Origin of the sequence: Phyllobacterium sp. CL33Tsu (assembly GCF_900113985.1) — a bacterium.
Classification (GTDB): domain Bacteria; phylum Pseudomonadota; class Alphaproteobacteria; order Rhizobiales; family Rhizobiaceae; genus Phyllobacterium; species Phyllobacterium pellucidum.
This window is the reverse complement of record NZ_FORJ01000001.1, coordinates 1,806,387-1,832,687: the sequence shown is the minus strand read 5'-3', so window position 1 is coordinate 1,832,687 and position 26,301 is coordinate 1,806,387. Positions and strand designations below refer to the sequence as shown.

Genomic DNA, 26,301 nt, shown 5'->3' with positions numbered 1-26,301 from the left:
ACCTATAAACATGGATGTAAGAAAGGTGGTACGCCCAAGGGGAATCGAACCCCTGTTTGCGCCGTGAGAGGGCGCCGTCCTGACCGCTAGACGATGGGCGCTTAGCGAGTTGCTTCTGGCGGTATAATCAAGCCGGCGCCAAAGTGCAATAATGATTTGTTACTGTCGTAATCGACAGCCTGCCCTACTTCCCGGGAGCTTCGCCAATGCGCGCCACGACACGCTTCGTTGCAACGTCATAGACCAGAATCTGCCGCGTGCCGTCGGCAAGCCGCGTTTCGAGCGAAAGCGAATTATTCGACAGATTGTGGGAAAGGATGCGCGTGCCGGGGTCGAGCGTGATCGATTCGCCGGCCAATGCCTCGCCGAGCGGCTGCCCCGGAACCGTATGGTGCGCTGCCGCTGCGACCTCGGGAACCGGCTGGTTAATCTTGTAGACAATCGCCGCCAGCACGGCCATAAGACCCACAACCATGATGCCGATGGATACGGCGAGCAGCCGTATCATCTTGCGGCGTACCCGCTCCATCGCCGGATCGAGCGGCTGTTCTTCCGCATCGAGTTCTTGGTTGATTTGAGCCATTAAGGCATCTCCGAGGTTTTGAAACCAAGCCTCTGTAACGAAGGGACGCGGTCTTTGAAAGAGTTAATTACCGATAGCGAAGCGGCTGGCAAGCGGCTGGATGCCTGGCTTTCAGCCCAATTGGCGCCCGATCTGTCGCGCAATCGCATCCAGTCGCTCATCGGCGAAGGCCAGGTCAGCATCGACGGCAAGATTATCCGCGAAGCCAAGCACAAGCTGCGCGAAGGCGCGAGCATCGCGATTGCCGTCCCCGAACCCGAGGATGCAACGCCGCAGGGCGAGGAAATCGCCCTCGATATTCTTTACGAGGATAGCGATCTCATCGTCATCAACAAACCCGCCGGCCTCGTCGTCCATCCAGGCAACGGCAATTGGAGCGGCACGCTCGTCAATGCGCTGATCCACCACTGCGGCGATACATTATCGGGCATTGGCGGTGTAAGGCGCCCGGGCATTGTCCATCGCCTCGACAAGGAAACCAGCGGCGTCATGGTCGTTGCAAAAAACGATCTCGCGCATCGCCATCTCAGCGCGCAGTTCGCCGACCACGGGCGGACGGGCGATCTGGAACGCGCCTATCTCGCAATCGTCTGGGGTACGCCCGATCGCAAGGCCGGGACCGTGGACGCACCCCTCGGCCGATCCCACCGCGACCGCACCAAGCAGGCCGTGGTACATGAGGAGCGCGACGACGCGCGCCACGCCGTCACCCATTTCGAGGTCATGGAGAAATTCGGCGCGAAGGACGATGCCACCGCCCTTGCTGCCTTGATCGAATGCCGGCTCGAGACCGGGCGCACGCATCAGATACGCGTACACATGGCGCATATCGGCCATCCCCTCATCGGGGATCTCGACTATGGCAGCGCCTATAAGACCAAGGCGAACAAATTGGCCGAACCGCTTCAGGGCATCGTCAAGAGCTTTACGCGCCAGGCCCTCCACGCGCAGCTTCTCGCCTTTGAGCATCCTTCGACAGGCGAGGTCAAGCACTTCGAAGCGCCCGTGCCGGCGGATATGGCCGAGTTACTTGACGCCTTCCGCACAACTGCGCTTTAATAAGCGGCGGAACATTCTTTGCCATGCCACGTTCTAGTGAACGCACACCCCAAACATGACTGTATTGTTCACGTTTATGTGACAGCTTGTTTCGTCGCTTAATAGATCGTGATTTTGACAAAATAGTACCTATATGTTGATGGCACGAATCCGCCAGCGCCAATTTGTGGGTGGCCGGATGTTGCGGACCTGCCGATAATGGGGGTCCATTTCAAATGAGGAGGGTGCCCTGTGGCCCAAAATCTTCCTAGTGTTCTCGGCGGGGATGGTGGACTGACCCGCTACCTTGAAGAAATCCGACGCTTTCCGATGCTCGAACCGCAAGAAGAGTACATGCTCGCCAAGCGGTATCTTGAGCATTCCGATCCGAAGGCGGCACACAAGCTCGTTACCAGCCATCTGCGTCTCGTCGCCAAGATTGCGATGGGTTATCGCGGCTATGGCCTGCCGATCGGTGAAGTCATTTCCGAAGGCAATGTCGGCCTGATGCAGGCCGTGAAGCGTTTCGAACCGGAGCGCGGTTTCCGCCTTGCAACCTATGCGATGTGGTGGATCAAGGCCTCCATCCAGGAATATGTCCTGCGCTCGTGGAGCCTGGTCAAGATGGGCACGACCGCCAACCAGAAGCGCCTGTTCTTCAACCTGCGCAAGGTGAAGAGCAAGATTCAGGCGCTCGATGATGGCGATTTGAACCCGGAACAGGTCAAGGAGATCGCAACGCGGCTCAGCGTGTCGGAAGACGAGGTCATTTCGATGAACCGACGCCTTTCCGGCGATGCTTCGCTCAATGCGCCGATCCGCTCGGCCGACGGCGAGGCAGGCGGCGACTGGCAGGACTGGCTGGTGGACGACCACGACAGTGCCGAGGACATGCTGATCGAGCAGGACGAGCTCGAAAGCCGGCGCGAAATGCTGTCCGGTGCGATGTCGTCGCTCAATGACCGCGAGCGCCGCATCTTCCAGGCGCGGCGCCTTGCAGATGATCCCGTTACGCTCGAGGACCTCTCGACCGAATTCGGCATCAGCCGCGAGCGTGTACGCCAGATCGAGGTCCGCGCTTTCGAGAAGGTTCAGGATGCCGTCAAGGCAGCCGCCATCAAGCAGCAGAAGGCGCTCGTCTCGATGAGTGACAGCCGCTAGTCTCCCCTAGCTGAATGCAAAAAAGGCCGCTTCAAGCGGCCTTTTTCATATCATCACGCGTCGTAATCCTAACCGCCGGCCTTGTCTGCCCAGGATTTCAGGACGTCGTTGAAAACCTTCTCGCCGGGCAGACCCTTTTCGAGCGTGATCAGCGCCCGGCGTCCGGTCTTGTAGGCAATCGGAATATCGATCCACGATTGGCGGCCCATCAGTGCCATGTTGGTATCGACCGCCGTCTTGGCGTCGTTCATCGCAATGATGAAGAAATTGTCAGCGATTTTCGCCGGTATGGCGACGAGCGGGCTGCCCGGCGCCTGTTCCGTATCCTTGAAGGTCATGCGCGAGACATTTTCGATCGACCCGCCGGGGAAACCCTCAGGAACCGTAAAGATCATCTCGACGAGATGGCTCGCGGGCAAGGTCTTGTCGCCATTGCGCCGGATGATCATGCGCAGGTTTATGCCTCGGCCAGGAATGGTGACCTCGGCCTTGATCGCGGGTTCCGGCGGCAGGTCGTTGCCGGGGGATTCCTGCACCACCGACCAGACGACCGCGCCAGCGTCGGCGGTTCCGGCTTCCTGACCGGAGCGTTCCTCGTAGAAGAAGGCTTTCTGTCCGATCGGCAGGGCGGCCGGTTGCTGTGTCTGGCCTGCGGCCTGCTGTTCGGCCGGGGGTGCGGCCGGCTTTGCCGATTGGTCCGGTGTCGATGCTGCAACGGACGTTCCCTCACCGAGCGAAGGCTTGTCGTTGGCCGGGCCGGGATTGACCTCCTGCCCATCCGGCATCAGGCGCTGCGTCAGCTTCGGCTCGGGTTTGGGCTCGGTGCTCTCCGGCGTTGCGGCTGGCGCAGGGGCTTGCGGCGTCGGTGCAGGCGTGGCTGGCTCGGCGGGTGTCGTGGCCGGCGCATTGTTGGCGGTTTCTGCAGGCGCTTGCAGTTCGGTCTTGGAACTGGTCAGGCTGGCAAGCCAGGTCTTGGCCGCTGAAGCTTGTTCGGAAAGCTTGTCCTTGTAGACCCATCCTGCATAGCCGCCACCGGCAATGACCAGCAGAAGGCCAACAATGGCAAGGAGCGGCACCAGCGACTTCTTCGGCGCCGAGCGCTTCAGGGGGCCGCGCGTGTACACGCCATAATTGCCCGCCCCGCGATCTTCCGCGGCGACCGTCAGATCGTTTTCGTCTTCTTCTTCCGGGCCTCGGTCAGATTTATTGCCTGCGGCAAACCCGGTCGCGGATTCTGCCAATACATCTTCGTCAGGAAGCCTTTGGTCCTCAGGCTCGCTCCGGTTGTTGATGCCGGCGCCGTGACTTGTCAGAAAATCTTCAAGCGCATCAGGCTGCGAACCTATCTTTGTAAAGCCCGGCGTCACGCTGGGCGCGGGCTTCGGAGGCTCCGGCGGCGCAGGCAGGGGCTCCGGCGCCTTGGTTTCAGGCTCCGGTTCCGGATCCATAATGGGCGTAAACTTGAAATGCGGCGGCGTCGATGATGGTGGCGGGGCGACCGGCTTTGCTTCCACCGGCGGTGGCGGCGCATCCTCGATGGCCGGCGTGAATTCAGACTCTACCTCGGCGATAGCGTCTTCGAGCGCACTTATCTGGCGCGCCGCCGCGGCTTCCGGCGCATTCAGCGCCGCAAGCTTCTGCTCAATCGTTGCACGAGCTTTTGCATATACACGTTGACGAAGTTCGGGCGTTGGGTCCGCGATCCCGTCAATTGTCTTCCTCAATACTGCAACGAAGTCTGCCATTCACCCAAACCTATGGTTTTGCTGTGAGATTCTAGGACAATCCGAGTCTAGTCATGAAACGGATCGGTAACAAGTATCGTGTCGTCGCGTTCGGGGCTGGTGGACAGCAAAGCGATCGGCGCGCCGATCAATTCCTCGATATAGCGCACGTACTTGACTGCCTGCGCCGGAAGCTCGCTCCAGCTCCGTGCGCCGGCCGTGGTTCCCTTCCAGCCTTCGAGCGTCTCGTAGACGGGCTTGACGCGCGCCTGCTGACCCTGCCCCGCCGGAAGATAATCGATTACTTCGCCGTCAAGTTCGTAGCCGGTGCAAACCTTGATCTCCTCGAGTCCATCAAGGACATCGAGCTTTGTGAGCGCGATCCCGCTGATGCCGTTATTGGCAACCGCCTGGCGCACCAACACCGCGTCGAACCAGCCGCAACGGCGCTTGCGCCCGGTAACCGTCCCGAACTCGTGGCCGCGCTCGCCGAGGAACTGCCCGACTTCATTCTGCTGTTCTGTCGGGAAGGGCCCCTCGCCGACGCGCGTCGTATAGGCCTTGGTGATGCCAAGCACATAATGCAGGGAGCCAGGGCCAATGCCCGAACCTGCGGAAGCCTGCCCAGCAACGGTGTTGGATGAGGTAACAAACGGATAGGTGCCATGGTCTATGTCGAGGAGCGTGCCTTGCGCCCCCTCGAAAAGGATACGCTCACCGGCCCGCTTCTTCTGGTCGAGCACATACCATACACGGTCCATGAAGGGCAGGATGTGCGGCGCGGCGTCGTTGAGTTCAGCGAGAAGTTTTTCCCCATCGACCTCTTCGATGCCGAGACCACGGCGAAGCGGATTGTGGTGCGCGAGCAGGCGCTCGATCTTTGCCGGGAGCGTGTCCGGATCGGCAAGATCGAGAACATGAATAGCGCGGCGTCCCACCTTGTCCTCATAGGCTGGACCAATGCCGCGGCCGGTGGTGCCGATCTTGGTGCCCGCGTTCGAAGCTTCCCGCCGCCGGTCAAGTTCACCATGGATTGACAGGATAAGCGTCGTGTTTTCCGCGATTTTCAACGTATCCGGGGTAATGACAACGCCTTGGGCTTCCAGTTTCTTCTTCTCGGCGATGAAGGCATGCGGATCAAAAACGACGCCGTTGCCGATGATCGACAGCTTGCCGGGACGCACGACGCCGGAGGGCAGGAGTGACAGCTTATAGGTGACGCCATCGACGACCAGCGTATGACCTGCATTGTGACCGCCCTGAAAGCGAACGATGATATCTGCCCGTTCGGAAAGCCAATCAACGATCTTTCCCTTGCCCTCATCACCCCACTGGGAACCGATCACAACAACATTTGCCATTCAAAACTCCTCGAGTCATAACCTCGTCGTGCATTTTTCTTCAAATGCGGTGCTTCTATACAGGCTGGTTCATAAAAGCGCGACAATTCTTTCGGCTATCACGCAACCTATTTACCTTTATCCTGGCAATAAACATCCCTGCCGTTGCATCCAGATAGTGGTTTCGCAACCACCCCGAATAGATTGCAAAACATGAATCGTACCGCCTACATATTTCTGCTGCTAACCGCGCTTTTTTGGGGCGGCAATGCTGTGGCCGGCAAGTTTGCAGTCGGCCATATCTCGCCGATGCTGCTGACGCTTTTGCGCTGGCTGCTCGCCTTTCTGATCATCGCCGCCATCAGCGTCAGACAAGTGCAGCGCGACTGGACTATGCTGCGCAAACATTTGTGGTTACTCGCCGCCCTCGGCGCTTTCGGCTTCACCTTCTTCAACATGGCGCTCTACAGCGCACTCAACTATACGTCCGCGATCAACGTCACGATCGAGCAGGCCGGCATACCCATGGTGATCTTCGTTGCAAATCTCCTGCTATTCGGCACGCCCGTTCGCGCCGGGCAGATCATCGGCTTCAGCCTTTCGCTCGTTGGCGTGGCGCTGACCGCGGGGCACGGCAGCTTTAGCCAATTGGCCCGGCTTGAAGTCAATTTCGGCGACGCGCTGATGATCCTCGCAGTCCTGCTCTATAGCGGTTACACAGTGGCGCTGCGGTTCCGGCCCGCCATCAACTGGCAGAGCCTGATGACGGCAATGACCTTCTTCGCGTTTCTGACCGCGATCCCGTTCACGCTCTGGGAATGGCAGCGCGGCGCGCTGATGCCACCGGACACGACCGGCGCCATGGTCGTCCTCTATACGGCTATCTTGCCTTCACTTGCCGCACAGGTGCTTTTTCTCAAGGGCGTCGAATATATCGGCGCCAACCGCGCCGGCCTCTTCATCAATGCGGTCCCGATCTTCGGGACGCTTCTCGCGGTAGCCTTGCTCGGCGAGGAGTTCCACCCCTACCACGGCATCGCCCTTGTGCTCGTGCTTGGCGGCATCTGGATTGCCGAACTCAGCGGACGCAAGCACGCCGCGATCAGCGAAGCTGGCGGACCATGAAACGCGCGACCTCCGAATAGGTTTTGAGCTTTGCTTCAAGCTCTGGCAGGTTTTCTGTCTTGAAGCCCTGCTTTTCCCAGAATCCAACCGAGTTGTTGACCGAGACCAGAGACATATTGGCAAGGTCTTCCCGCTTGGCCTGCTCGGCAAGAATGGCAACAATGCGCGCCGCCGCGCCGCTACCGCGGGCCGTCGGCATGAGGGCGATATCGTGCAGGTAGTAGGTGGAAGGGTGGGTGGGTAATTCGACGAGCAGGCTGTTGAGCGCAGGCATCGCATAAATTTGCCACGGGTGGGTGACCGCGTAGCCGTGAAGAGCGCCGCCCGGCGATTCGAGGACGAAACAGCCATTGCCATAAAGCCGCATGCGCTCGCGAAAAACGCTGTCATCTTCCGGGAAATTCGGGTGGATGACTTCGGCCATGGCATTGGTGGAAGCGAGGTCTCCCGCTTCCATCAAACGCCAACGGAGATCGCTGTGTTCGGATGCCATGACCGACATCCGTACAATCAAGCGATGTTGAATTCCAGCGGTTTGGCCGAAACAATTGCCTTGTTGACCCGTAGTTCCTCAAGGACATTGTCCGGGATGCGCTCGTCGAGATAGAGCATGGCAATGGCATTGCCGCCGGGCGCATCGCGCCCAAGCGCGAAGTTGGCGATGTTGACCTTGTTGTTGCCGCAGATCGTACCAAGCAAGCCGATCATGCCCGGCGTATCGTTGTTGGTCGTATAGAGCATATGCTGCCCGACTTCCGCGTCGAGGTTGATACCCTTGATCTGGATGAAGCGCGGCTTGCCATCGGAGAAGCAGGTGCCGGCGATCGAGCGCGTCATCGACGCCGACTTCACAGTCAGTTTAATATACCCGTCGAACACGCCGGATTTGTCACGACGGATCTCGGAAACGATGATACCGCGTTCCTTCACCATGATCGGCGCGGAAACCATGTTCACATCGGCGACCTGCGGGCGGATGAGACCGGCGAGCGTCGCGCTAAGCAATGCCCGCGTATTCATCGCCGCCGTCGCTCCATCGAACAGCACTTCGACTTCCTCGATCGGCTCTTCCGTGACCTGGCCGACGAAAGCACCCAGCACTTCGGCAAGCTTGACGAAGGGCTTGAGGCGCGGCGCTTCTTCCGCGGTGATCGAGGGCATGTTGATCGCGTTGGAGACCGCACCCTTGATCAGGTAATCCGACATTTGCTCTGCGACCTGCAGGGCGACGTTTTCCTGCGCTTCGCTGGTCGATGCGCCAAGGTGCGGTGTGCACACGACGTTCGGCAGATGAAACAGCTCGTTATCCGTAGCAGGCTCGACTTCGAAGACATCAATGCCGGCGCCGGCGACCTTGCCGGATTTAAGGGCGGCAACGAGGTCCTTCTCGACGATGAGACCGCCCCGGGCACAGTTGATGATGCGCACACCATCCTTCATCTTGGCGATCGCGTCGGCGTTGATGATCCCGCGCGTCTTGTCGGTCATCGGCGTATGCAGGCTGATGAAATCGGCACGGGTCAGAAGCTCGTCGAGTTCGACCTTCTCAACCCCGAGTTCCTCCGCCCTCCCCTCGGAAAGGAACGGATCGAAGGCGATGACATGCATCTTGAGACCGACGCCACGCGTAGCGACGATCGAGCCGATATTGCCGCAGCCGATAACACCGAGCGTCTTGCCGGTGATCTCGACACCCATGAAACGGTTCTTTTCCCATTTGCCGGCGCGAGTTGAAGCATCGGCCTCAGGCAATTCGCGGGCGACGGCGAACATCAATGCAACGGCGTGCTCAGCCGTGGTGATCGAATTGCCGAAGGGCGTATTCATGACGATGATACCGCGCCGAGAAGCGGCCGGGATGTCGACATTGTCGACGCCGATACCGGCGCGGCCAATGACCTTGAGGTTCTTCGCTGCGCTAATCAGCTTCTCGGTGACCTTCGTCGCCGAGCGAATGGCAAGGCCATCATATTGGCCGATGACCTCAAGCAGCTTGTCCTTGTCCTTGCCGAGATCCGGCAAGTAATCGACTTCGACACCGTGATCCTTGAAGATCTGGACGGCGGTGGGGGAGAGTTTGTCGGATACGAGTACGCGCGGTGCCATCATGGCCTCCATCGTTGAAATCGGATAAATGGGAGGAGCGGCCGCAATGCTGCGGCCGGCTTTAGCCTGGAGACCTAGGCGGCCTTCTTCAGTTCAGCCTTCTGGGCTTCGAACGCCCAATCCAGCCACATCATCAACGCCTCGAGGTCAGCCGTCTCGACCGTAGCGCCGGCCCAGATGCGTAGACCCGACGGAGCATCGCGATAGGCGCCGATATCGTAGGCGACGGCTTCCTTTTCGAGGGCAGCGACGAGGTTCTTGGCAAAGCTGGCCTGAGCGTCGGCATCAAGCGCGGTGATCTCGGAATCGACGATGGTCAGGCAAACGGAGGTGTTCGACCGGGTTGCCGGATCCTTTGCCAGATTGGCAAGCCACGGCGTACGTTCGACAAAGGCGTCGATCGCCGCGAAGTTCCTGTCGGCGCGGGCAACGAGTCCATCGAGGCTTCCTACCGACTTTGCCCAGTTCAACGCATCAAGGTAATCCTCGACGCAGAGCATCGAGGGCGTGTTGATCGTCTCGCCGGAGAAAATGCCTTCGATGAGCTTACCGCCGGAGGTGAGGCGGAAAATCTTCGGCAGGGGCCAAGCGGGTTTATAGGTCAAAAGCCGCTCTACCGCGCGCGGGCTGAGGATGAGCATGCCGTGTGCGCCCTCGCCGCCGAGAACTTTCTGCCAGGAGAAGGTGACGACATCGAGCTTGGCGAAATCAAGGCGCTGTGCGAATGCGGCCGAGGTTGCGTCGCAGATGGTGAGGCCCTTGCGGTCCGCAGGGATGAAGTCGCCGCTCGGAACGCGCACGCCGGACGTTGTGCCGTTCCAGGTAAAGACCACGTCGCGGTCGAAATCGATCTTGGAAAGGTCTGGCAGTTCGCCGTAGCCGGCTTCGATCGTGCGGGCATCGGCGAGCTTCAGCTGTTTGACGACATCGGTCACCCAGCCGGCGCCGAAGCTTTCCCATGCGACCATGTCGACGCCGCGCTCGCCCAGCAGTGACCAGAGCGCCATTTCGACGGCGCCCGTATCGGAGGCCGGAACGATGCCGATGCGGTAATCGGCAGGAACCTGCAGAATCTCACGGGTAAGGTCGATGGCCTGCTTCAGCTTGGTCTTGCCGACCTTGGCGCGATGCGAACGGCCAAGCGCTGCATCGGAAAGCGCCGCAAGCGACCATCCGGGACGTTTAGCACAGGGACCTGATGAAAAATTGGGATTAGCCGGGCGCTGGGCCGGCTTTACAAGCGTAGTCATGTTTTCTCCTATCCTCACAGATAGCACGCCTCTCGTTGGGGAGAGGTGGCCCACTCCGGGACCTAGGAGAAATGTCGCTGGCAGTCAAGAAATATGTTTGGCTGCGACATGAATTTCTGGCGTACTCCGAACTGCAACGGCAGGTGCGGGCACCTGCCGTTGCAGTTCGATGGCTCACTCAATCAGAAAGCGTAACGAACGCCGACCTTGAAGTCATGGGAGGTAATATCCTTGAACTTGAAGGGTTCAGGATTTTCGCGGGTAAGCGAGTTGATGTAGTTAAAGGCATTGTCGGTCTTGCCGTCGCCGAGATCGACATAGCTGTAGCCGATATCGATTGTCATGCGATCGGTCGCCTTGATGCCGACACCGGCATGCAGCGCCCAGGCGAGTTCCCACTGCGAGGCACTGCCGGCATACCCGCCGCCCCCGGTGATGATGTTGTTGTCGGTGAAGCCCGAAATCGTATTGCGCGACGCGCCGATACCGGCACCTACATAAGGCGTGATTCCGGCATAGGTACCAAGGTCCGCATAGGCATTGGCGAGGAACAGCCATTCCGACTTCTTGGCATGGTATTCATTTGTGGCCGCGTCATCCGTCGTGGTGAGGTCGCCATCGATATCGTAGAAGTCCAGCGCACTGAAATCCGTCTTGCCACGATATTGCCCGGTCACGTCGGCACGGAGCCAGTCGTTGAACTGGTAGCCGATACCGATCTGCGCCGTCATGCCGGCGTCGAAGTCGCCATCATTGAAAAAGGTGTGATAGGCGGGATCGGCAAACCCGACATAGTCGAGATGATCGAACTGCTGGTTGCTCATGCCGATGTCGCCGCGCAGATACCAACCGCCGAAAGGCGCCACTTCCACCACCGGATCCTGGATCATATCCGCCGCGAGGGCCGGTGCCGCGCCCAGGCTCATAATAGCTGCGCCCATGGCAGCAAATTTGTTGAATGTGCTCATTACTCTATTCCTCACAAAGCCCCATGGTTGGAAAGCGCGGCGATTGCCACAGATGGTTGTGAGGGAAATATGGGGGTAAAAGGTTAAGTCCCGCTTAACCGTGTTTGTTCACCATGTCTATTAAGGTTAACAAAATACAGATTTGAGTAGAATGAAACCCTTAACAACAAAACGGGCCCGAATGGGGCCCGTTTTCGTTATGATTTGTTAATGGATTGCGGCCGGCTAGGCCGCCGAAGACGAAATCACGGAAATGATATCGTTGACCACCGCCTCGACCAGCTTGCGGTCGTCGCCCTCCGCCATGACGCGGATCAGCGGTTCGGTGCCGGACGGGCGGATCACAAGGCGGCCGGCCGTGCCGAGACGATCGCGTGCTTCGTCGATCGCGCTTTTCACGTTCTTGTTTTCAAGCGGCTTGCCGCCGGTGGTGCGCACATTCTTCAAAAGCTGCGGCACCGGGTCGAACTTGCGGCAAACCTCGCTGACCGGACGTCCCTGTTCCTGCACGACCGCGAGTATCTGCAAGGCCGAGACCAGGCCGTCGCCCGTTGTCGAGAAATCGGACAAAACGATGTGACCGGACTGTTCGCCGCCGACGTTGAAGCCATGGTTGCGCATGTGCTCGACCACGTAGCGGTCTCCAACCTGCGTGCGGGCAAGGGTAAGTCCCCGATCCATCAAGAAGCGTTCGAGCCCGAGATTGGACATCACGGTTGCAACGACGCCGCCGCCGACGAGCCTGTCCGTCTCCTGCCACGATTGGGCGATGACCGCCATCAACTGGTCGCCGTCGATGATGGCGCCATTTTCATCGACGATCAGCACGCGGTCGGCATCGCCATCGAGCGCGATGCCGATATCGGCTCGCACCTCGTGCACCTTTTTGATCAGGCCGAGCGGATGGGTCGAACCACAGTCTTCGTTGATGTTGGTGCCGTTCGGCTTGTCGTTGATTGTGATCACTTCCGCCCCGAGTTCCCAAAGGGCGGCAGGAGCGACCTTGTAGGCTGCGCCATTGGCACAGTCGACGACGATCCTGAGGCCCGAAAGCGAGATATTCTTCGGCGTCGTGCGCTTGGCAAATTCGATGTAGCGGTAGATGTCGCCATCGACACGCTTGGCCCGTCCGAGATTGTCGAAACTCGACAAGCGATCCGACAGGTTCTCGTCCATCAGACGTTCGATCTGAAGTTCGATCTCGTCGGAAAGCTTGAAGCCGTCCGGTCCGAACAGCTTGATGCCATTGTCGAAATAGGGGTTATGCGAAGCCGAGATCATCACGCCGATATCGGCGCGGAGCGAGCGGCAGAGCATTGCAACAGCGGGTGTCGGAATCGGGCCGAGCAGGAATACATCCATCCCGGTCGAGGTGAAGCCGGCGACAAGGGCGTTCTCGATCATGTACCCTGAAAGCCGCGTATCCTTGCCGATAACGACGCGGTTGCGGTGCTCGCCGCGCTTGAACGTAAGGCCGACGGCCATGCCGACTTTCATTGCGATGTCGGGGGTCATGGGATAGGCGTTTGCCTGTCCGCGAATGCCATCCGTGCCGAAATATTTGCGCGCCATGCTGGTTATCCGAATTTAGGGCTGTCTCATATCCGGAAAGACAGGAATGCAGCCTCGTGTGCCTGACCTTGGTCTTGTGAAGCTTATTGCAAAAGACCTTCTATTCCGCATCTCACAATTTGTGTAGCGATTATACTTAGAGCCAATGCATGAACAATTCGTACAAACGGCCGGTTTTCACCGGCCGTTTGTAGAAGTTGCATCCACCATCAGGATTGTGGCTGAGGCTCGAGACCCTTGTCGGGCTCATCGCCCTTGCGGGGCTTCTTGGCCGATCCGGCCTTCGGAACAGCCGATCCACGCGAAGGCGGCGTATCGTCGCCGAGGTCGCGGGCGGGCTTGCCGCCGGCCATCAATGCCTTGATTTCCTCGCCCGTCAGCGTCTCATATTCGAGGAGGCCTTCGGCGATGGCGATCCATTCCTTTTTCTTCTTGGTCAGGATGGAACGCGCGTGATTATAGGCATCGTCGATGAGCTTGCGAACTTCCGCATCTATCAATTGCGCCGTTTCTTCCGAAACGTTCTGCGTGCGGGCGACGGAATGGCCGAGGAACACTTCTTCCTGGTTCTCGCCATAGGCGACCTGCCCGAGCTTGTCGGAAAAGCCCCAGCGGGTGACCATGGCGCGAGCAAGCTTGGTGGCCTGTTCGATGTCCGAGGACGCGCCGGAGGTGATGTTCTCCTTGCCAAACTTTAGTTCTTCGGCGATGCGCCCGCCCATCATGATGGCAAGGCGCGAGATCATCCACTTATAGCTCATCGAGTAGCGATCGGCTTCCGGCAACTGCATGACCATGCCGAGCGCACGGCCGCGCGGAATGATCGTTGCCTTGTGCAGCGGATCGGCAACTTCGACGTTGAGTGCAACAATAGCGTGGCCGGCCTCGTGATAGGCGGTGAGTTCCTTCTCGGCCTGAGTCATCGCGGTCGAACGGCGCTCCGCACCCATCATGATCTTGTCCTTCGCATCCTCGAACTCGAGCATGGTGACAAGGCGCTTGTTGCGGCGGGCAGCCATCAGGGCAGCTTCGTTGACGAGATTCATCAAATCGGCGCCGGAGAATCCGGGGGTCCCGCGAGCAAGAATCTTGAGATCGACATTGGGTGCGAGCGGCACGTTGCGCGCATGCACCTTCAGGATCTTTTCGCGGCCAGTGACGTCCGGATTGGGAACAACGACCTGGCGGTCGAAACGGCCCGGACGCAGCAGCGCAGGATCGAGTACGTCGGGACGGTTGGTTGCGGCGATGAGAATAACACCCTCATTGGCCTCGAAGCCGTCCATCTCGACCAGCAACTGGTTGAGTGTCTGTTCGCGCTCGTCATTGCCGCCGCCGAGACCAGCGCCACGATGGCGACCGACCGCGTCGATTTCATCGATGAAGATGATGCAGGGCGCATTCTTCTTCGCCTGTTCGAACATGTCACGGACACGGGACGCGCCGACGCCGACGAACATTTCAACGAAGTCGGAACCAGAGATGGTGAAGAACGGCACGTTGGCTTCGCCGGCAATGGCGCGGGCCAGCAATGTCTTACCTGTGCCGGGAGGGCCTACCAGCAGCACGCCGCGCGGGATGCGCCCGCCGAGCCGCTGGAATTTCTGCGCGTCGCGCAGGAATTCAACGATCTCTTCGAGATCTTCCTTGGCCTCATCAACGCCGGCGACGTCCTGGAAAGTCACCCGCCCATGCGCCTCGGTCAAAAGCTTGGCCTTGGACTTGCCAAAGCCCATGGCGCCACGCGATCCACCCTGCATCTGGCGCATGAAGAAAATCCACACGCCGAGGATGAGTATCATGGGCAGCCAGGAAATCAGCATGCCGACAAGCGAAGTGGACCCATCGGTCTCCGGACGCGCGGCGATCTGGACATTCTTGCTTTCGAGACGGCCGACAAGTCCGGCGTCGCCGGGCGAATAGGTCTGGAAGGTCGAACCATTGTCCGAATAGGTGCCGGTGATGCGATTGCCGGAAATCGTAACGGATTTCACGCGGCCGCTATTCACATCGGTAATGAACTGCGAATAGGGAACATCACTCGATGCCGAGCGCGAGGTGGGGCTTTGAAAAAGGTTGAACAACGCGATCAGCAGCAAGGCGATAATCGCCCACAGAGCGAAGTTCCTGTAGTTAGGATTCATATCGGGTCCCATCAATCACAACCGCAAGGATGCGGAATTTTAACGTAACATAGGTTCGAAGCGTGGCCTTGCCAAGGCTGGCAGTCAAACTGAGGTCAATTCTTGTTAATCTGGTTTACAGGCAAACCCTTATAAGGCGGTAGGGAAAACAGTTCGGCAAGAACTCTGGCCAAGCTGATATCATAGCCTGAAAGGATATGGTCGAACAGGGAAAGGTGCCGCGCGAGAGCGATGCCGGCAGGCAACTTAGCGTGATCGTCGCGGCAAATTACGCTGGTTATCTCGCCTTCGTTTACAATTGCAGGCGAGGATTTCAGGGCACCGGGATGAATGTTGGTGGATCGTTCTTCTCCGATCGATCCTGTATTCCCTTTCCCGACTGGTACGATCTCGACCGGATTCTTCGTCCAGTTGGTGAGCCGATAGCGCCCGTCCCAGATCGCGGTTTCGCCAGCCCCAACGCTGATTTCAGGCAGCGACCGCAGTTCGCGATAGATGAAAGCCTTGTCTCGCTTGACCTCAATCACGCAGCGGCCGAGCGAGACGCGCCGGAACGTCCCATCTCCCGCAATATGCTGGATAGCCCTGTTGCAAATCTCTGCCGCTGGCAGCATCGATAGGCCACCCATCGCCGCGAGAAGCACGCCAGCGGCAAGGCGTAGGTCGTCGCTATCGCCGGCAAAAGCCGATCTTTCGATTTCGGCAAGCGTGCCATCGTGCACCGTGACGCTTTTCTGCAAAAGCCCGGCGGCGCCGATATTGTGGGCCATGCGCTGCTCGGTCTTTATCGCAATGCTTGCAAGTATAGCTGCGCGCTCCTCATCGCGCAGCGCCTTGCGGATGCGGACACGTTCATACTTAGGGTCTTGGTTGGATGGATCATCCCGCCAAGCGATGCTGCGTAACCGCAAATAGGCGCGGAGCGCCTCGCGGGTAATCCCGAGCAGGGGCCGCAGCAGCCAGATCTCGCGTTCGAACAATGTCGCAGGCGCCATGCCGGCAAGACCCCTGTCGCTGCCTCCGCCATTTGTTCGCAAGCGCCGCATAGCATAGGTTTCGATCTGGTCGTCCTGCGTGTGTCCCGTCAGGATCACGTCCGTATCCGCCTCCCGGGCCGCCTGGCAAAGAAGGCGATATCGGGCGTCGCGCGCCGATGCCGAGAGTGCGGTCTGTGGCTTGGGCTCATCCCAGGCAAGAGTCCGGTGCTCGACGCCGAGTTCTGCGCACAGCGTTGCCACATAGCGCGCTTCTTCGGCGGCTTCCGGGCGAAGGCAATGATCGACGGTAACGGCAATAATGGCTGGGAACTGCGGCCGGGAAGCGCACAACTCTGCGAGGAGATGGAGAAGCCCCAGAGAGTCGCTGCCGCCGGAGACGGCGACGATGACCGAAGTCAGTCCCTCGAAATGGACAGAACCAAAAATACGTTCCGGATCGAGCCCTGTCTCAGCACTTGTTGGCGGCACGCTCACTCTTCACGCGCTCCTTGATCGCCGGCGTAATATTCGGATAGCGCGTTGCGACGGAGGAAAAGGTGGCGCAGGCGACGTCATGATCGCGCATCTTGGCGAGAGTCATGCCGAGCTTCAGCAGGTTCTCCGGGCTCTTCTTCGAATCCGGATACTGCTTGTGATTGTCGAGGAACACCGATGCCGCATCCTGATATCGGCCTTGCCCGTAAAGCGACTCGCCGAGCCAGTAACGGGCATCGGGGTCGGCCGGATCCTTGGGGAACCGGTCGACATGATCGCGGAAGGCAAGTTCCGCGCTCTTGTAGTCGCCGGAAAGGAATAGCTGATAGGCCTGGTTGTAAAGCACCTTGGGATCGTCGGTTTGCGGCAAGGCAGCAACTGTCGTGTTGTCAGCCGGCGGATTATCGCTGGCATTTCCACCGATCACGTTGCCATTGGCATCAAATTCGATCTGCCCGAGGTCGCGCGGCGGCGCGCCGAGTTGCTCGGAGCCGGACAAATCGACCTGGGGATCAATAGCAGCGGAATCGGTGGTCTGGGGCGCGGCCCGCGACGAACCGGAAGAGGCAGAGGCATCCGACGATGCCTCCCCCGTTGTTGTTCGCGGCGATGGCGCGGATGCGACCGTGCGATCGCTCTTGCCACCAGCGTCCGACCGCTTGCCCTTTTCCAGCTCCTGGAAGCGGAACTCGTTGTCTTCCTGTACTTTGCGCATCTGCTCCTGCATTTGCAGGATCTGGAAGTTCAGTTCCTCAACCTTGCCGGTGAGCTGCCTGATCTGCTCCTCGAGCTGGCTCACCCGCGGATCGCCTGCCTGAGCCAGGATGACGGGAGCTTTGCTGGGTGCAATCTCCGCCTTTGGCGCAGGCGGAAAAAATCCACCGCTCAAATCCATGGCGTGGCCGACGCCGGTTGCCAGAAATGGCATAACCGTCAGTGCCAGAACCATTCTCTTAAGTCCTTTGTTCATTCCTTTTACCGCCCCTGATATGGGAATTGAAACACCGCCATGATTGCGGCCGCCCTATCTAACACGAGCAATGTGACTTCGGCCAAATTTTGTTAGCCTTGCGTCAAAACAAAAAAAGCGGCCCGAAAGCCGCCTTTTCCGTCTATAAAATCGAAGCCTGCTTAGCTGCCAGCGCCGCCGAGAACGGTGATGGCGCGGCGATTCTGCGACCAGCACGATTCGCTGTCGCAAACGGCAACCGGACGCTCGTTACCATAGGAGATGGTCTTGATGCGGCCAGCTGGAACGCCCTGAGATGCCAGATAGTTGCGTGTCGCAGCAGCACGGCGCTGACCGAGAGCAAGGTTGTACTCGCGCGTGCCGCGCTCGTCGGCATGGCCTTCGACGGTGATCGCATAGTTCGGGTAGCGCTTCAGCCACTGTGCCTGCTTGGACAGGGTCTGCTGTGCATCACCACGGATGACCGAGGAGTCGACATCGAAGAAGATGCGATCGCCGACATTGACGGTGAAGTCTTGCGTCGAGCCCGGTGTCGCGCTGCCAGCAAGGCCAAGGTCGCCGGCGCTGTTGGGCATGTTTTTCTTCGAGGCGCAACCCGCGATGGCGAGAGACATGAACAGTGCAACGACAAGTGGACTGCGTGCGATCATTTCGAACCGGCGCATGGCCTGGACTCCTTAAGAACTGAATTGTTTCGGTGAACAACCAGTAACCATATTGAGGTTAAGGCGAGTTCAAGAAACAGGGTTAATCCCCTCTTAAAACCAGGATTAACGGCGAATCAAATGCGTATTTCCGTACCTCTAAGGCAAACAATGCGGCGGAAAAACGACATTCGCGGCGAATGTCGGGGGACATCGCCGCGAATGCAGAGAAGAGCTCCTGATGGCTGGCAGCCACTATTCGAGAAGCGGAGACCAGGCCGGGTCCGACGAGAGGTTCGGGGTCTGGATCTGGCGAATATTGCGGCCAGTCAGATCGACCGTCATCAGATGCGGGCTGTTCGAGCCGGGCGGCTGGCGGAAGAACATCAGCACGCGGCCATTAGGCGCCCAGGTCGGGCCCTCATCGTGGTAGCCGCTCGAAAGGATGCGCTCGCCCGAGCCGTCGGTCTTCATGACGCCGATCGAGAATTCGCCGCCCGCCTGCTTCGTGAAAGCGATCAGGTCGCCGCGCGGTGACCAGACCGGGGTCGAATAGGAACCGTCGCCGAAGGAAATGCGCTGCGGGTTCGAACCATCCGCGCCCATCTTGTAGATTTGCGGTCGGCCGCCACGATCGGATTCGAAGACGACCTGCGTGCCATCCGGCGAATAGGATGCGCCGGTATCGATCGCAGACGTGCTGGTCAGGCGCGTCGTCGTGCGGCTGCGCAGGTCCATGGTGTAAATGTTGGCGCTGCCGTCTTCCTGGAGCAGGCTCATGACGACCTTTTGCCCATCGGGTGAAAAGCGCGGTGCGATAGTCATGCCGGGGAAGTTGCCGACGAGTTCACGCTGGCCGGTCTCGAGTTGCAAGAGGTAAATCTGCGGCTTGCCGCCTTCGAACGACATATAGGTGATTTCCTGCCGGCTCGGCGAGAAGCGCGGTGTCAGGACGAGGTCCTTGCCGTTGGTGAGATAGCGCGTGTTGGCACCGTCCTGGTCCATGATGGCGAGACGCTTGACGCGTTTTTCCTTGGTGCCGGACTCGTCGACATAGACGACGCGGGTATCGAAATAGCCGTCCTCGCCCGTCAGTTCCTTGTAGATCGCGTCGGCGATGATGTGGGCGACCCGGCGCCAGCTTTCCGGCGAGGTGAAGAACTGCTGTCCGATCAATTGCTTACCGGCGAAGGTGTCCCACAGGCGGAACTCCGCCTTCAGCCTGCCGTCGCCCTGCTTGGTGACGCGGCCGGTGACAAGCGCCTGGGCATTGATCACCTTCCAGTCTTCAAAGCGCGGCGCAGCATCGGGGTTCGAGATCTTTTCGATGAACGCACCCTTTTCGATCGGCGCGAAGAGGCCGGACCGCTCAAGGTCCGCAGCAATCACGCCGGAAATATTGGTCCCAAGCTGATCACCGGAGAGAAAATCTGTAATCGCGATGGGCATGGGTTCAACCACGCCCTTGGTGATATCGAGTTTGAGCTGCGCGCGCGCCGGGAGCGTTGCAACAGCCAACAATGCGATAATCATCGCGAAAGCGGAAAGAATTGTCCGGGTCGTTCTAAGCATAAGTTCAGGGCCCTCTTTTGGCTGGCCAATTGTCATCATCAGGTCGTTCCTGGATAGAAAGTCAGTTCAACATCTTTCCAGGTATCATATTTGTCTTGCGGCAGATTGAACGGCACCGAGCGCATGACCGCGCGCAATGCACTGCTCTTGATCGCGTTCAGGAGACCGGGTTCACCGCCGCTGCCGCTCACGACAGGCGAACCTTCGATCTCGCCGCTCGGCGTGAGCTTGAACGAGACGATGATCTTCATATCCGGATATTCCTCGGCACCCACCGGCTTGTTCCAGTTGCCCTCGATGGCGCTGCGCAATGCATCCATTTCGCTCTGGCTGAGCTTCGAGCCGCCCGTCGCCTTGTCGGCGCCAAGAGAAGCCCGGTCCGTGGAGCGCTTGGCACCGCCTGCGGATGGCTTCTGGTTGTTGAGCAATTCCGCAACCTCGTCGGCTATGCCCTTCTCCTTGGAGGGTTTGGCCGCCGTCTGCGTCTGCTTCGGCTTCTCAGGTTCCTTGCGCTCCGGAGTCTTTGCCGTCTGCGCCGGCTGGGTAGGCTTTGCTTCCGGCTTGGCGACATTTTCGGGAAGCTTGAAGGTCTCTTCCTGCGGTACGGGATCGGGCTTTGCTTCAGTAATCGCCGCGGCCACGGGGTCAGGTTTGACTTCCTGCTTGGGCGCAGGCTCCGGCTTCACTTCCGTGGCGGGCACGGGTTCAGGCTTCGGTTCGGGCTTGACCTCCGGTTTCGGCTCGGGCTGCGGTTCCGGCTTTGGAACGGGCGCTTCCGATGGCTTCGGCGCTTGTGCAGATTCCACCGGCTTGGGTTTTACTTCCAGCGTCTCCTTGGTCTTGGTGTCGACGTCGCTGTCGCCAGTATTCTGGGCGTCGAGCTGGGTCTGCGGCTTCTCGGCGGGCTTCGGCGCGGGCTTTTCGGCCTTCGGCGCCTTCTTGTCGCCCTGCTGCAGCTGGGTGATGGATTCGACGGGAACGATATCGATAGGCATGGACTCGACGTCCGCGACCATCGGGGCGGGCGCGGAGAACGTCAGCAGCCCCCAGCCAAGGATGGCGGCATGAATAACAGCAGAGGATACGACACTGCCCTTCATTTCGCTTAGCTATCCTGCTCCTGAAGACTGACCAGACCAATATTCTTGAATCCGGCCGATGAAATGCGCGCCATGACCTTCATGACCGCGCCATAATCGGCTGTCTTGTCACCGCGAACGAAAATGCGCTCGTTATAGCCGGTCTTGGCGATTGCCTGCAGTTTCGGGACAATTTCCTCGATCGGAATTTCCGTGTCCTCGATGAAGATCTGTCCCTGCTGGTTGACCGAGATCGTGATCGGCTTGGTATCGGTATCCAGCGCCTTGGCGGCGGTGTCCGGCAGGTCGATCGGCACGCCGACCGTCATCAGCGGCGCGGCAACCATGAAGATGATCAGAAGAACCAGCATCACGTCGACCAGCGGCGTGACGTTGATTTCACTCATCAGCGCCTTGCTGGCCCGACCGCGGCGTCGGCGTCCGCCTGACGACCCATTGTTTCCCATTGACATGCCCATGGCATCAATCTCGCAATTTCAAGTATCGGTTACGCAGGCGGTCATTCAGGTCCGCGGCAGCTTCTCATCGATTTGCCGCGAGAGTATGGCGGAAAACTCGTCCGCAAAGCCTTCCATGCGTGCGGTAAGCTTGCCGGCATCGCTCGACAATTTGTTGTAGGCGATAACGGCGGGAATAGCCGCGACAAGGCCGATAGCCGTTGCCAGCAGCGCCTCGGCAATACCAGGCGCCACAACAGCAAGGCTGGTGGACTTGGAACCGGCAATTGCCATGAACGAGGTCATGATGCCGATGACGGTGCCGAAGAGGCCTATGAAGGGACCGGCGGAACCGATCGTTGCAAGAAATGTCAGGCGGGCCGCGAGATAGTCGCTTTCGCGCGCCAGCGCCACGTCCATCGCCTTGTCTATGCGCATCTGCAGGGCGATTGGCGACCGGGCGCCCTTTTCGAATGACTTCTTCCATTCACGCATGGCGGCGATGAAGATCGAGCCCATCCCGGTGGTGCGTTTGTCGCCAAGGTTGCGATAGAGCTCTTCAAGCGACTGGCCCGACCAGAAGACCTGTTCGAAACGGTCGAAGGCGCGCTTGGCGCGTCCGAATCCGAGCGCTTTGTCGATGATGATCGCCCATGTCCAGATGGACGCACCGAGAAGCCCGATCATCACAAGCTTGACGATAAATCCGGCTTGCCAGAACAGTCCCCAAAGCGAAGTATCTGATGCTTGAACGGCAACCGCTAAATTTTCCATAACCACAACCCTCGAATCCGAAAACCCGGCATGTTGACCGGGGCGCAATCGTCTCTCACTCCAGATGAGCCACGCTAGTGAGACCGGATTTTTCCAGTAACCACACCGCGGCTTCTCACGGTTAATTTTGGTAAAACGAAGGCGTTAACGCAAAACGCCCCGTTTGATGACCTTATTCATGGTTTGTTATGGTTAAGGATCAGTTATGATTCAGCGCCGTGCGTGATTTTAAATTATCGAGGCTAAGATTGCGGCTTGAAAAGCTTGATCCATTCTGCGGGAAACCTTCGCGGTCTCCCGGCGCCATTGACAAGGGCGGCTTCGACCTTTGCCGCGATCAAGAGTTCGTCACCGCGTTTGATCGATTGCGCCATGCGCACGCGCGCACCCGATATCTCCGCCGTATGGGTCTCCACCGTCAGGACATCGTCGATACGCGCCGCTGAGCGAAAGTCGATCTCCATGCGCCGCACCACCCAGACGATGCTTTCACCGAGCTTGCCGTCGGCCAGTTCCGAGTGGTGCACGCCGAGCAGACGCAGATAGTCGGTGCGCCCGCGTTCAAGAAATTCGAGGTAGCGGGCATGGTAGACGACGCCGGAAAAATCGGTGTCCGCATAATAGACGCGGGCAAGCAGCCGGTGCCCGATATCGGTCAATTCTCCGGCGAGACCGCCCGTTAAGGAAAGAATATTGTTTTCGCTCATGGTTCTTTTCTTTTGTCGGGTAGGCGGGCATTTTGTCCAGACCCGGATGGAGGACGTGAAGGAATTGGCGTTTCGATTGTTTCACGTGCTTTTCGCATTTGCATGCCTGCTTGTCACTGTCGCAACGGCATCGGCCACCGCCTTCACGATGCAGCGCGGGGTCAATCTCGATCCATGGGTCACCTGGCCGCTTCCCGAACGTTGGGACGATGAAGAAATCCTCACCAACTTTCCGGAGTGGCGGCGCAATACTGGGCTGCAAGACCTGCAGGCTATCCGCAAGGCGGGCTTCGATTTCGTTCGCATGCCTGTCGATCCTGCCATCTTCCTGCAGGATGCCTCGGAGGAGCGCGTCAGGAAGCTGCTTGCCGCAATGCTCCGATCCATCGACTTGCTGCATAAGGCCGGTCTCAAGGTGGTCGTCGACATGCATACGATCCCGAGCGACAAGCGGAAAATCGGCACCAACCAGATTTCGTCGGATCCGGCCCTGTTTGCCCGTTATCTCGATCTGGTAGGGCGCCTCGGCCGCGCCCTTTCCATCACCGATCCCGCGCTCACTGCCTTTGAACCGTTCAACGAGCCGGTGGTGGATTGCGATTTGGCAGTCTATCCAAAATGGTCCGCCTTGCTGGTGCAATTGCATGCTGCTGCGCGCAACGCATTACCCAATCACACGCTGGTTCTCTCTGGCGGATGCTGGGCGAGCGCCTACGGTCTGATCCAGATAAATCCCACGACCGTCGCGGATGACAATGTGATCTGGACCTTCCACTCGTATGAGCCCTATATCCTTACCCATCAGGGCGCAGGATGGACGGGCGATGCCATGGCCTATGTCGAGGGCCTGCCCTATCCGCCTGACAGGCTCGGGCAAGAGGGGTTTCACGAGGTTCTCGACGAAGCCCGCCATCGCATCGAGAAGCAGGCGCCAGAGGACAAGCGCAAGGCCCTTCTGAACAATCTCAACGAAATGGCCGATGGGATTGCCGATGATGCCAAGGCGCTGGCGAGACTGAACGAGCCGTTCGATCAAGCGGATGCATGGAGCCGTCAGTATAATATTGCCCCGGAACGGATATACCTTGGCGAGTTCGGAATGATCCGTCAGGAATATGGCAAGTATTTCCTCATGCCGGCCGAGTGGCGCGCCGCTTACATGAAAGACGTGGTTGCGGCCGCAAACAAGCATGGCTTTCCCTGGTCCGTCTGGTCGTGGGGCGGCGCCTTCGGCGTCACCCTTGCCGACGACAAGCGGGTTTTCGATCCGGTTATCCTCGAAGCGCTGAAAGCTGAATAAGCTTCATTCGTCTTCCTGGAAGAGGTTGATCTGTTGCTGCGTCACTTCTGCCGGCGCATTGAGCCCGAGATGTTTCCAGGCATTGGCGGTCAATACGCGGCCGCGCGGCGTGCGCTGGATAAAGCCCTGTTGGATCAGGTAAGGCTCGATAATATCCTCGATCGCGTCGCGCGGTTCGGAAAGCCCGGCGGCGATCGTTTCGATTCCGACCGGCCCACCGCCGAAATTATGTGCAATCATTGATAAATAGCGCCTGTCGAGCTGATCGAGACCGAGAGAATCCACCTCGAGCCTCAGCAGCGCCGAGTCGGCCGTTTCGCGATCGATCCGGTCCTTGCCATCGACAATGGCGAAATCGCGCACGCGCCGCAGCAGGCGGCCGGCAATACGCGGGGTGCCTCGTGCACGGCGTGCGACTTCGAGCGCACCGTCATCGGTCATGCCGATGCCCATGATCCGGGCCCCGCGCCGCACGATATGTTCGAGCTCGGCGACCGTGTAGAAGTTCAATCGGATGGGAATGCCGAAACGGTCGCGCAACGGCGTGGTCAACAGGCCGAGCCGGGTCGTTGCAGCCACAAGTGTAAACTTGGCAAGATCGATCTTGACGGAACGGGCTGCCGGTCCCTCGCCGATGATCAGGTCGAGCTGATAGTCTTCCATGGCCGGATAGAGAATTTCCTCGACCGCCGGGTTGAGCCGATGGATTTCGTCGATGAACAGGACGTCATTTTCTTCGAGATTGGTGAGCAGCGCGGCAAGATCCCCAGCCTTGGCGATGACCGGGCCGGAAGTCGAGCGAAAGTTGACGCCGAGTTCCTTCGCCATGATCTGCGCCAGCGTGGTCTTGCCAAGGCCCGGCGGCCCGACGAAGAGCACATGATCCAGCGCCTCGCCCCGCGATTTCGCCGCCTCGATGAAAACCTTGAGATTGGCGCGCGCCGCAGCCTGCCCAACGAAATCGGCAAGGGTCTGCGGTCGCAGCGAGGTATCAAGGTCCTCGCCGCGCTTGTCGGGTGAAATCAGACGGCCAGCATCGCTCATGCGCCTGTCCTCGCATAACCCGCTTCGTCAGACAATGGCATTAGCGCGACAGCTCCTTGAGGCCGAGCCGTATGAGCTTGGTCGAATCGGCGCCCTCTCCCGCCTCCTTCATCGCCGCCGCCACCGCATTGGCGGCCTGGTCGCGCGAATAGCCGAGATTGGTGAGGGCTGAAACCGCATCGGCGACCGGGCGGGGCGCGACGCCCTCGCCGAGCTCTTGCTTGAGGCCGATCGTGCCGCTGGCCTCGCCGGCAAAGGCCGGCGCCTTGTTCTTGAGTTCGGTGACGATGCGCTCGGCTACACGCTTGCCGACGCCCGGCGCCCGGCTGACCATGGCAATGTCGCGCAGGGCGATCGCGTTGGCGAGGTCAGACGGCGTCAACACACCAAGTACGCTGAGCGCCACCTTGGCGCCAATGCCCTGCACACTCTGGAGCAGGCGAAACCATTCCTGTTCGAGCGGCGAGGTAAAGCCGAACAGCCTGATCATGTCTTCGCGGACATAGGTTTCAATGAAGAGCGTTACCGCCTCGCCAACTCCGGGAAGATTCGAAAGCGTCCGCGCCGAGCAGTAAGCCACGTAGCCTACCCCATGCACATCGATGATCACATGATCTTCGCCGATTTCGTCTACCGTACCCTTGAGCTTGCCGATCATCCGAGCGCCGCCAGTTTCTGTTCGATGGCTATGCGCCCGATCGCGCTTTGCCGGTGATGTGCGTGGCAGATGGCGACAGCGAGCGCGTCGGCAGCATCGTCCGTATCGAACGTCGCCTTCGGCATCAAAACCTTTACCATCATGTGAATTTGCTGCTTTTCGCCGTGACCAACGCCGATTACCGCCTTCTTGACGGCGTTCGGTGCATATTCGGCGACCTGCAAACCGGCGAGTGCCGGCACCAGCAGCGCAATGCCCCGCGCTTGCCCAAGCTTCAGGGTCGCCGTCGCATCCTTGTTGACGAATGTGTGCTCAACAGCCGATTCGTGCGGCACCATCTGGTGAATGACCGCCGCAAGACCATCGTGCAACTGGCATAGACGCGAGGCAAGATCGAGCTTTGCATCGGAAAGGATCGTGCCGGAAGCGACGAAGCGCAGGGAATTGCCCAGCGTTTCGATCATGCCCCAACCGGTTCGCCTGAGGCCGGGATCAATACCGATGATTCGAATCGCTTCCTTCATGTCGGGAACCTTACCTTTCTGCCGGGCATGTTGACAGTAGAAAGGTGAACAAAAGCGAAACGAAACTGTTTATGACTGCCGAAAGCGA

Annotated in this window: 24 protein-coding genes and 1 tRNA gene; 4 read left to right on the top strand and 21 right to left on the bottom strand. The window is 59.2% G+C overall.

What is annotated here, in order from left to right:
• Positions 1-26 precede the first annotated feature (26 nt).
• Together BM074_RS08935 and BM074_RS08930 are read right to left on the bottom strand one after the other, a co-directional pair.
• Positions 27-101, bottom strand: a tRNA-Glu gene (locus BM074_RS08935).
• 83 nt (positions 102-184) lie between these two features.
• Entirely contained in the window at positions 185-583 is a 399-nt protein-coding gene (locus BM074_RS08930) for a hypothetical protein (protein WP_027231280.1), read from the bottom strand.
• A 54-nt stretch (positions 584-637) separates the two neighbouring features.
• Between BM074_RS08930 and BM074_RS08925 the strand changes: the two genes are divergently transcribed.
• Positions 638-1,642 (top strand): RluA family pseudouridine synthase, encoded by a 1,005-nt coding sequence (locus tag BM074_RS08925; RefSeq protein ID WP_091921159.1) that lies wholly within the window; start codon positions 638-640, stop codon positions 1,640-1,642.
• Positions 1,643-1,873: 231 nt separating this feature from the next.
• Positions 1,874-2,782, top strand: coding sequence for an RNA polymerase sigma factor RpoH (rpoH, locus tag BM074_RS08920; protein WP_027231278.1), 909 nt, complete (start codon positions 1,874-1,876; stop codon positions 2,780-2,782).
• A 68-nt stretch (positions 2,783-2,850) separates the two neighbouring features.
• On the opposite strand, the gene BM074_RS23475 is transcribed toward rpoH, so the two are convergent.
• The gene (locus tag BM074_RS23475; protein WP_091921158.1) at positions 2,851-4,527 is read right to left on the bottom strand and encodes a hypothetical protein; all 1,677 of its coding nucleotides are present in this window, start codon (positions 4,525-4,527) and stop codon (positions 2,851-2,853) included.
• Between the two features lie 47 nt (positions 4,528-4,574).
• Positions 4,575-5,867: an adenylosuccinate synthase gene (locus BM074_RS08910; protein WP_091921156.1), complete on the bottom strand. Its 1,293-nt coding sequence runs from the start codon at positions 5,865-5,867 to the stop codon at positions 4,575-4,577.
• Between the two features lie 192 nt (positions 5,868-6,059).
• Here BM074_RS08910 and BM074_RS08905 point away from each other — a divergent pair, with 192 nt between their 5' ends.
• Complete coding sequence (locus BM074_RS08905) at positions 6,060-6,971, top strand: DMT family transporter (protein ID WP_091921155.1); 912 nt, start codon at positions 6,060-6,062, stop codon at positions 6,969-6,971.
• Here the strand turns inward: BM074_RS08905 and BM074_RS08900 are convergent.
• The 14 genes from BM074_RS08900 to ybgC all read right to left on the bottom strand — a co-directional run bounded on the left by BM074_RS08900 (position 6,949) and on the right by ybgC (position 22,687).
• Positions 6,949-7,464, bottom strand: a complete 516-nt coding sequence (locus BM074_RS08900; protein WP_091921575.1) for a GNAT family N-acetyltransferase — start codon at positions 7,462-7,464, stop codon at positions 6,949-6,951. The genes BM074_RS08905 and BM074_RS08900 overlap by 23 nt on opposite strands.
• A gap of 17 nt (positions 7,465-7,481) precedes the next feature.
• A complete protein-coding gene (serA, locus tag BM074_RS08895; RefSeq protein ID WP_027231273.1) occupies positions 7,482-9,077 on the bottom strand; it encodes a phosphoglycerate dehydrogenase in 1,596 nt (531 codons plus the stop codon).
• Positions 9,078-9,151: 74 nt separating this feature from the next.
• Positions 9,152-10,327: a phosphoserine transaminase gene (locus BM074_RS08890; RefSeq protein ID WP_091921153.1), complete on the bottom strand. Its 1,176-nt coding sequence runs from the start codon at positions 10,325-10,327 to the stop codon at positions 9,152-9,154.
• A 182-nt stretch (positions 10,328-10,509) separates the two neighbouring features.
• A complete protein-coding gene (locus BM074_RS08885) occupies positions 10,510-11,295 on the bottom strand; it encodes an outer membrane protein (protein WP_081815817.1) in 786 nt (261 codons plus the stop codon).
• A gap of 225 nt (positions 11,296-11,520) precedes the next feature.
• Positions 11,521-12,867, bottom strand: coding sequence for a phosphoglucosamine mutase (glmM, locus tag BM074_RS08880; RefSeq protein ID WP_027231270.1), 1,347 nt, complete (start codon positions 12,865-12,867; stop codon positions 11,521-11,523).
• A 209-nt stretch (positions 12,868-13,076) separates the two neighbouring features.
• Complete coding sequence (ftsH, locus tag BM074_RS08875; RefSeq protein WP_027231269.1) at positions 13,077-15,011, bottom strand: ATP-dependent zinc metalloprotease FtsH; 1,935 nt, start codon at positions 15,009-15,011, stop codon at positions 13,077-13,079.
• A gap of 95 nt (positions 15,012-15,106) precedes the next feature.
• Positions 15,107-16,483 (bottom strand): tRNA lysidine(34) synthetase TilS, encoded by a 1,377-nt coding sequence (gene tilS, locus BM074_RS08870; RefSeq protein WP_091921151.1) that lies wholly within the window; start codon positions 16,481-16,483, stop codon positions 15,107-15,109.
• Positions 16,458-17,432: a tol-pal system protein YbgF gene (gene ybgF / locus BM074_RS08865; protein ID WP_051614749.1), complete on the bottom strand. Its 975-nt coding sequence runs from the start codon at positions 17,430-17,432 to the stop codon at positions 16,458-16,460. Before ybgF ends, tilS begins: the two co-directional genes overlap by 26 nt.
• A 182-nt stretch (positions 17,433-17,614) precedes the next feature.
• Positions 17,615-18,118, bottom strand: a complete 504-nt coding sequence (pal, locus tag BM074_RS08860) for a peptidoglycan-associated lipoprotein Pal (protein WP_036813673.1) — start codon at positions 18,116-18,118, stop codon at positions 17,615-17,617.
• Positions 18,119-18,352: 234 nt separating this feature from the next.
• Positions 18,353-19,669 (bottom strand): Tol-Pal system beta propeller repeat protein TolB, encoded by a 1,317-nt coding sequence (tolB, locus tag BM074_RS08855; RefSeq protein ID WP_027231266.1) that lies wholly within the window; start codon positions 19,667-19,669, stop codon positions 18,353-18,355.
• Positions 19,670-19,707: 38 nt separating this feature from the next.
• Positions 19,708-20,769, bottom strand: a complete 1,062-nt coding sequence (locus tag BM074_RS08850) for a cell envelope integrity TolA family protein (protein ID WP_091921149.1) — start codon at positions 20,767-20,769, stop codon at positions 19,708-19,710.
• A 5-nt stretch (positions 20,770-20,774) separates the two neighbouring features.
• Positions 20,775-21,227 (bottom strand): protein TolR, encoded by a 453-nt coding sequence (gene tolR, locus BM074_RS08845; RefSeq protein WP_027231264.1) that lies wholly within the window; start codon positions 21,225-21,227, stop codon positions 20,775-20,777.
• A gap of 45 nt (positions 21,228-21,272) precedes the next feature.
• A complete protein-coding gene (tolQ, locus tag BM074_RS08840; RefSeq protein WP_027231263.1) occupies positions 21,273-21,980 on the bottom strand; it encodes a protein TolQ in 708 nt (235 codons plus the stop codon).
• Between the two features lie 242 nt (positions 21,981-22,222).
• Positions 22,223-22,687, bottom strand: a complete 465-nt coding sequence (gene ybgC, locus BM074_RS08835; RefSeq protein WP_027231262.1) for a tol-pal system-associated acyl-CoA thioesterase — start codon at positions 22,685-22,687, stop codon at positions 22,223-22,225.
• 55 nt (positions 22,688-22,742) lie between these two features.
• Here ybgC and BM074_RS08830 point away from each other — a divergent pair, with 55 nt between their 5' ends.
• Positions 22,743-23,987, top strand: coding sequence for a glycoside hydrolase family 5 protein (locus BM074_RS08830; RefSeq protein ID WP_175498937.1), 1,245 nt, complete (start codon positions 22,743-22,745; stop codon positions 23,985-23,987).
• A gap of 3 nt (positions 23,988-23,990) precedes the next feature.
• On the opposite strand, the gene ruvB is transcribed toward BM074_RS08830, so the two are convergent.
• Genes ruvB through ruvC form a run of 3 tightly spaced genes read right to left on the bottom strand, consistent with a single transcriptional unit; the run spans position 23,991 to position 26,213 of the window.
• Positions 23,991-25,031: a Holliday junction branch migration DNA helicase RuvB gene (gene ruvB, locus BM074_RS08825; RefSeq protein ID WP_091921146.1), complete on the bottom strand. Its 1,041-nt coding sequence runs from the start codon at positions 25,029-25,031 to the stop codon at positions 23,991-23,993.
• Between the two features lie 40 nt (positions 25,032-25,071).
• Positions 25,072-25,689 carry a Holliday junction branch migration protein RuvA gene (ruvA, locus tag BM074_RS08820; protein ID WP_091921144.1) on the bottom strand — a complete coding sequence of 206 codons (618 nt, stop codon included), beginning with the start codon at positions 25,687-25,689 and terminating at the stop codon, positions 25,072-25,074.
• Positions 25,686-26,213, bottom strand: a complete 528-nt coding sequence (ruvC, locus tag BM074_RS08815) for a crossover junction endodeoxyribonuclease RuvC (RefSeq protein WP_027231258.1) — start codon at positions 26,211-26,213, stop codon at positions 25,686-25,688. Before ruvC ends, ruvA begins: the two co-directional genes overlap by 4 nt.
• Positions 26,214-26,301: the final 88 nt, after the last annotated feature.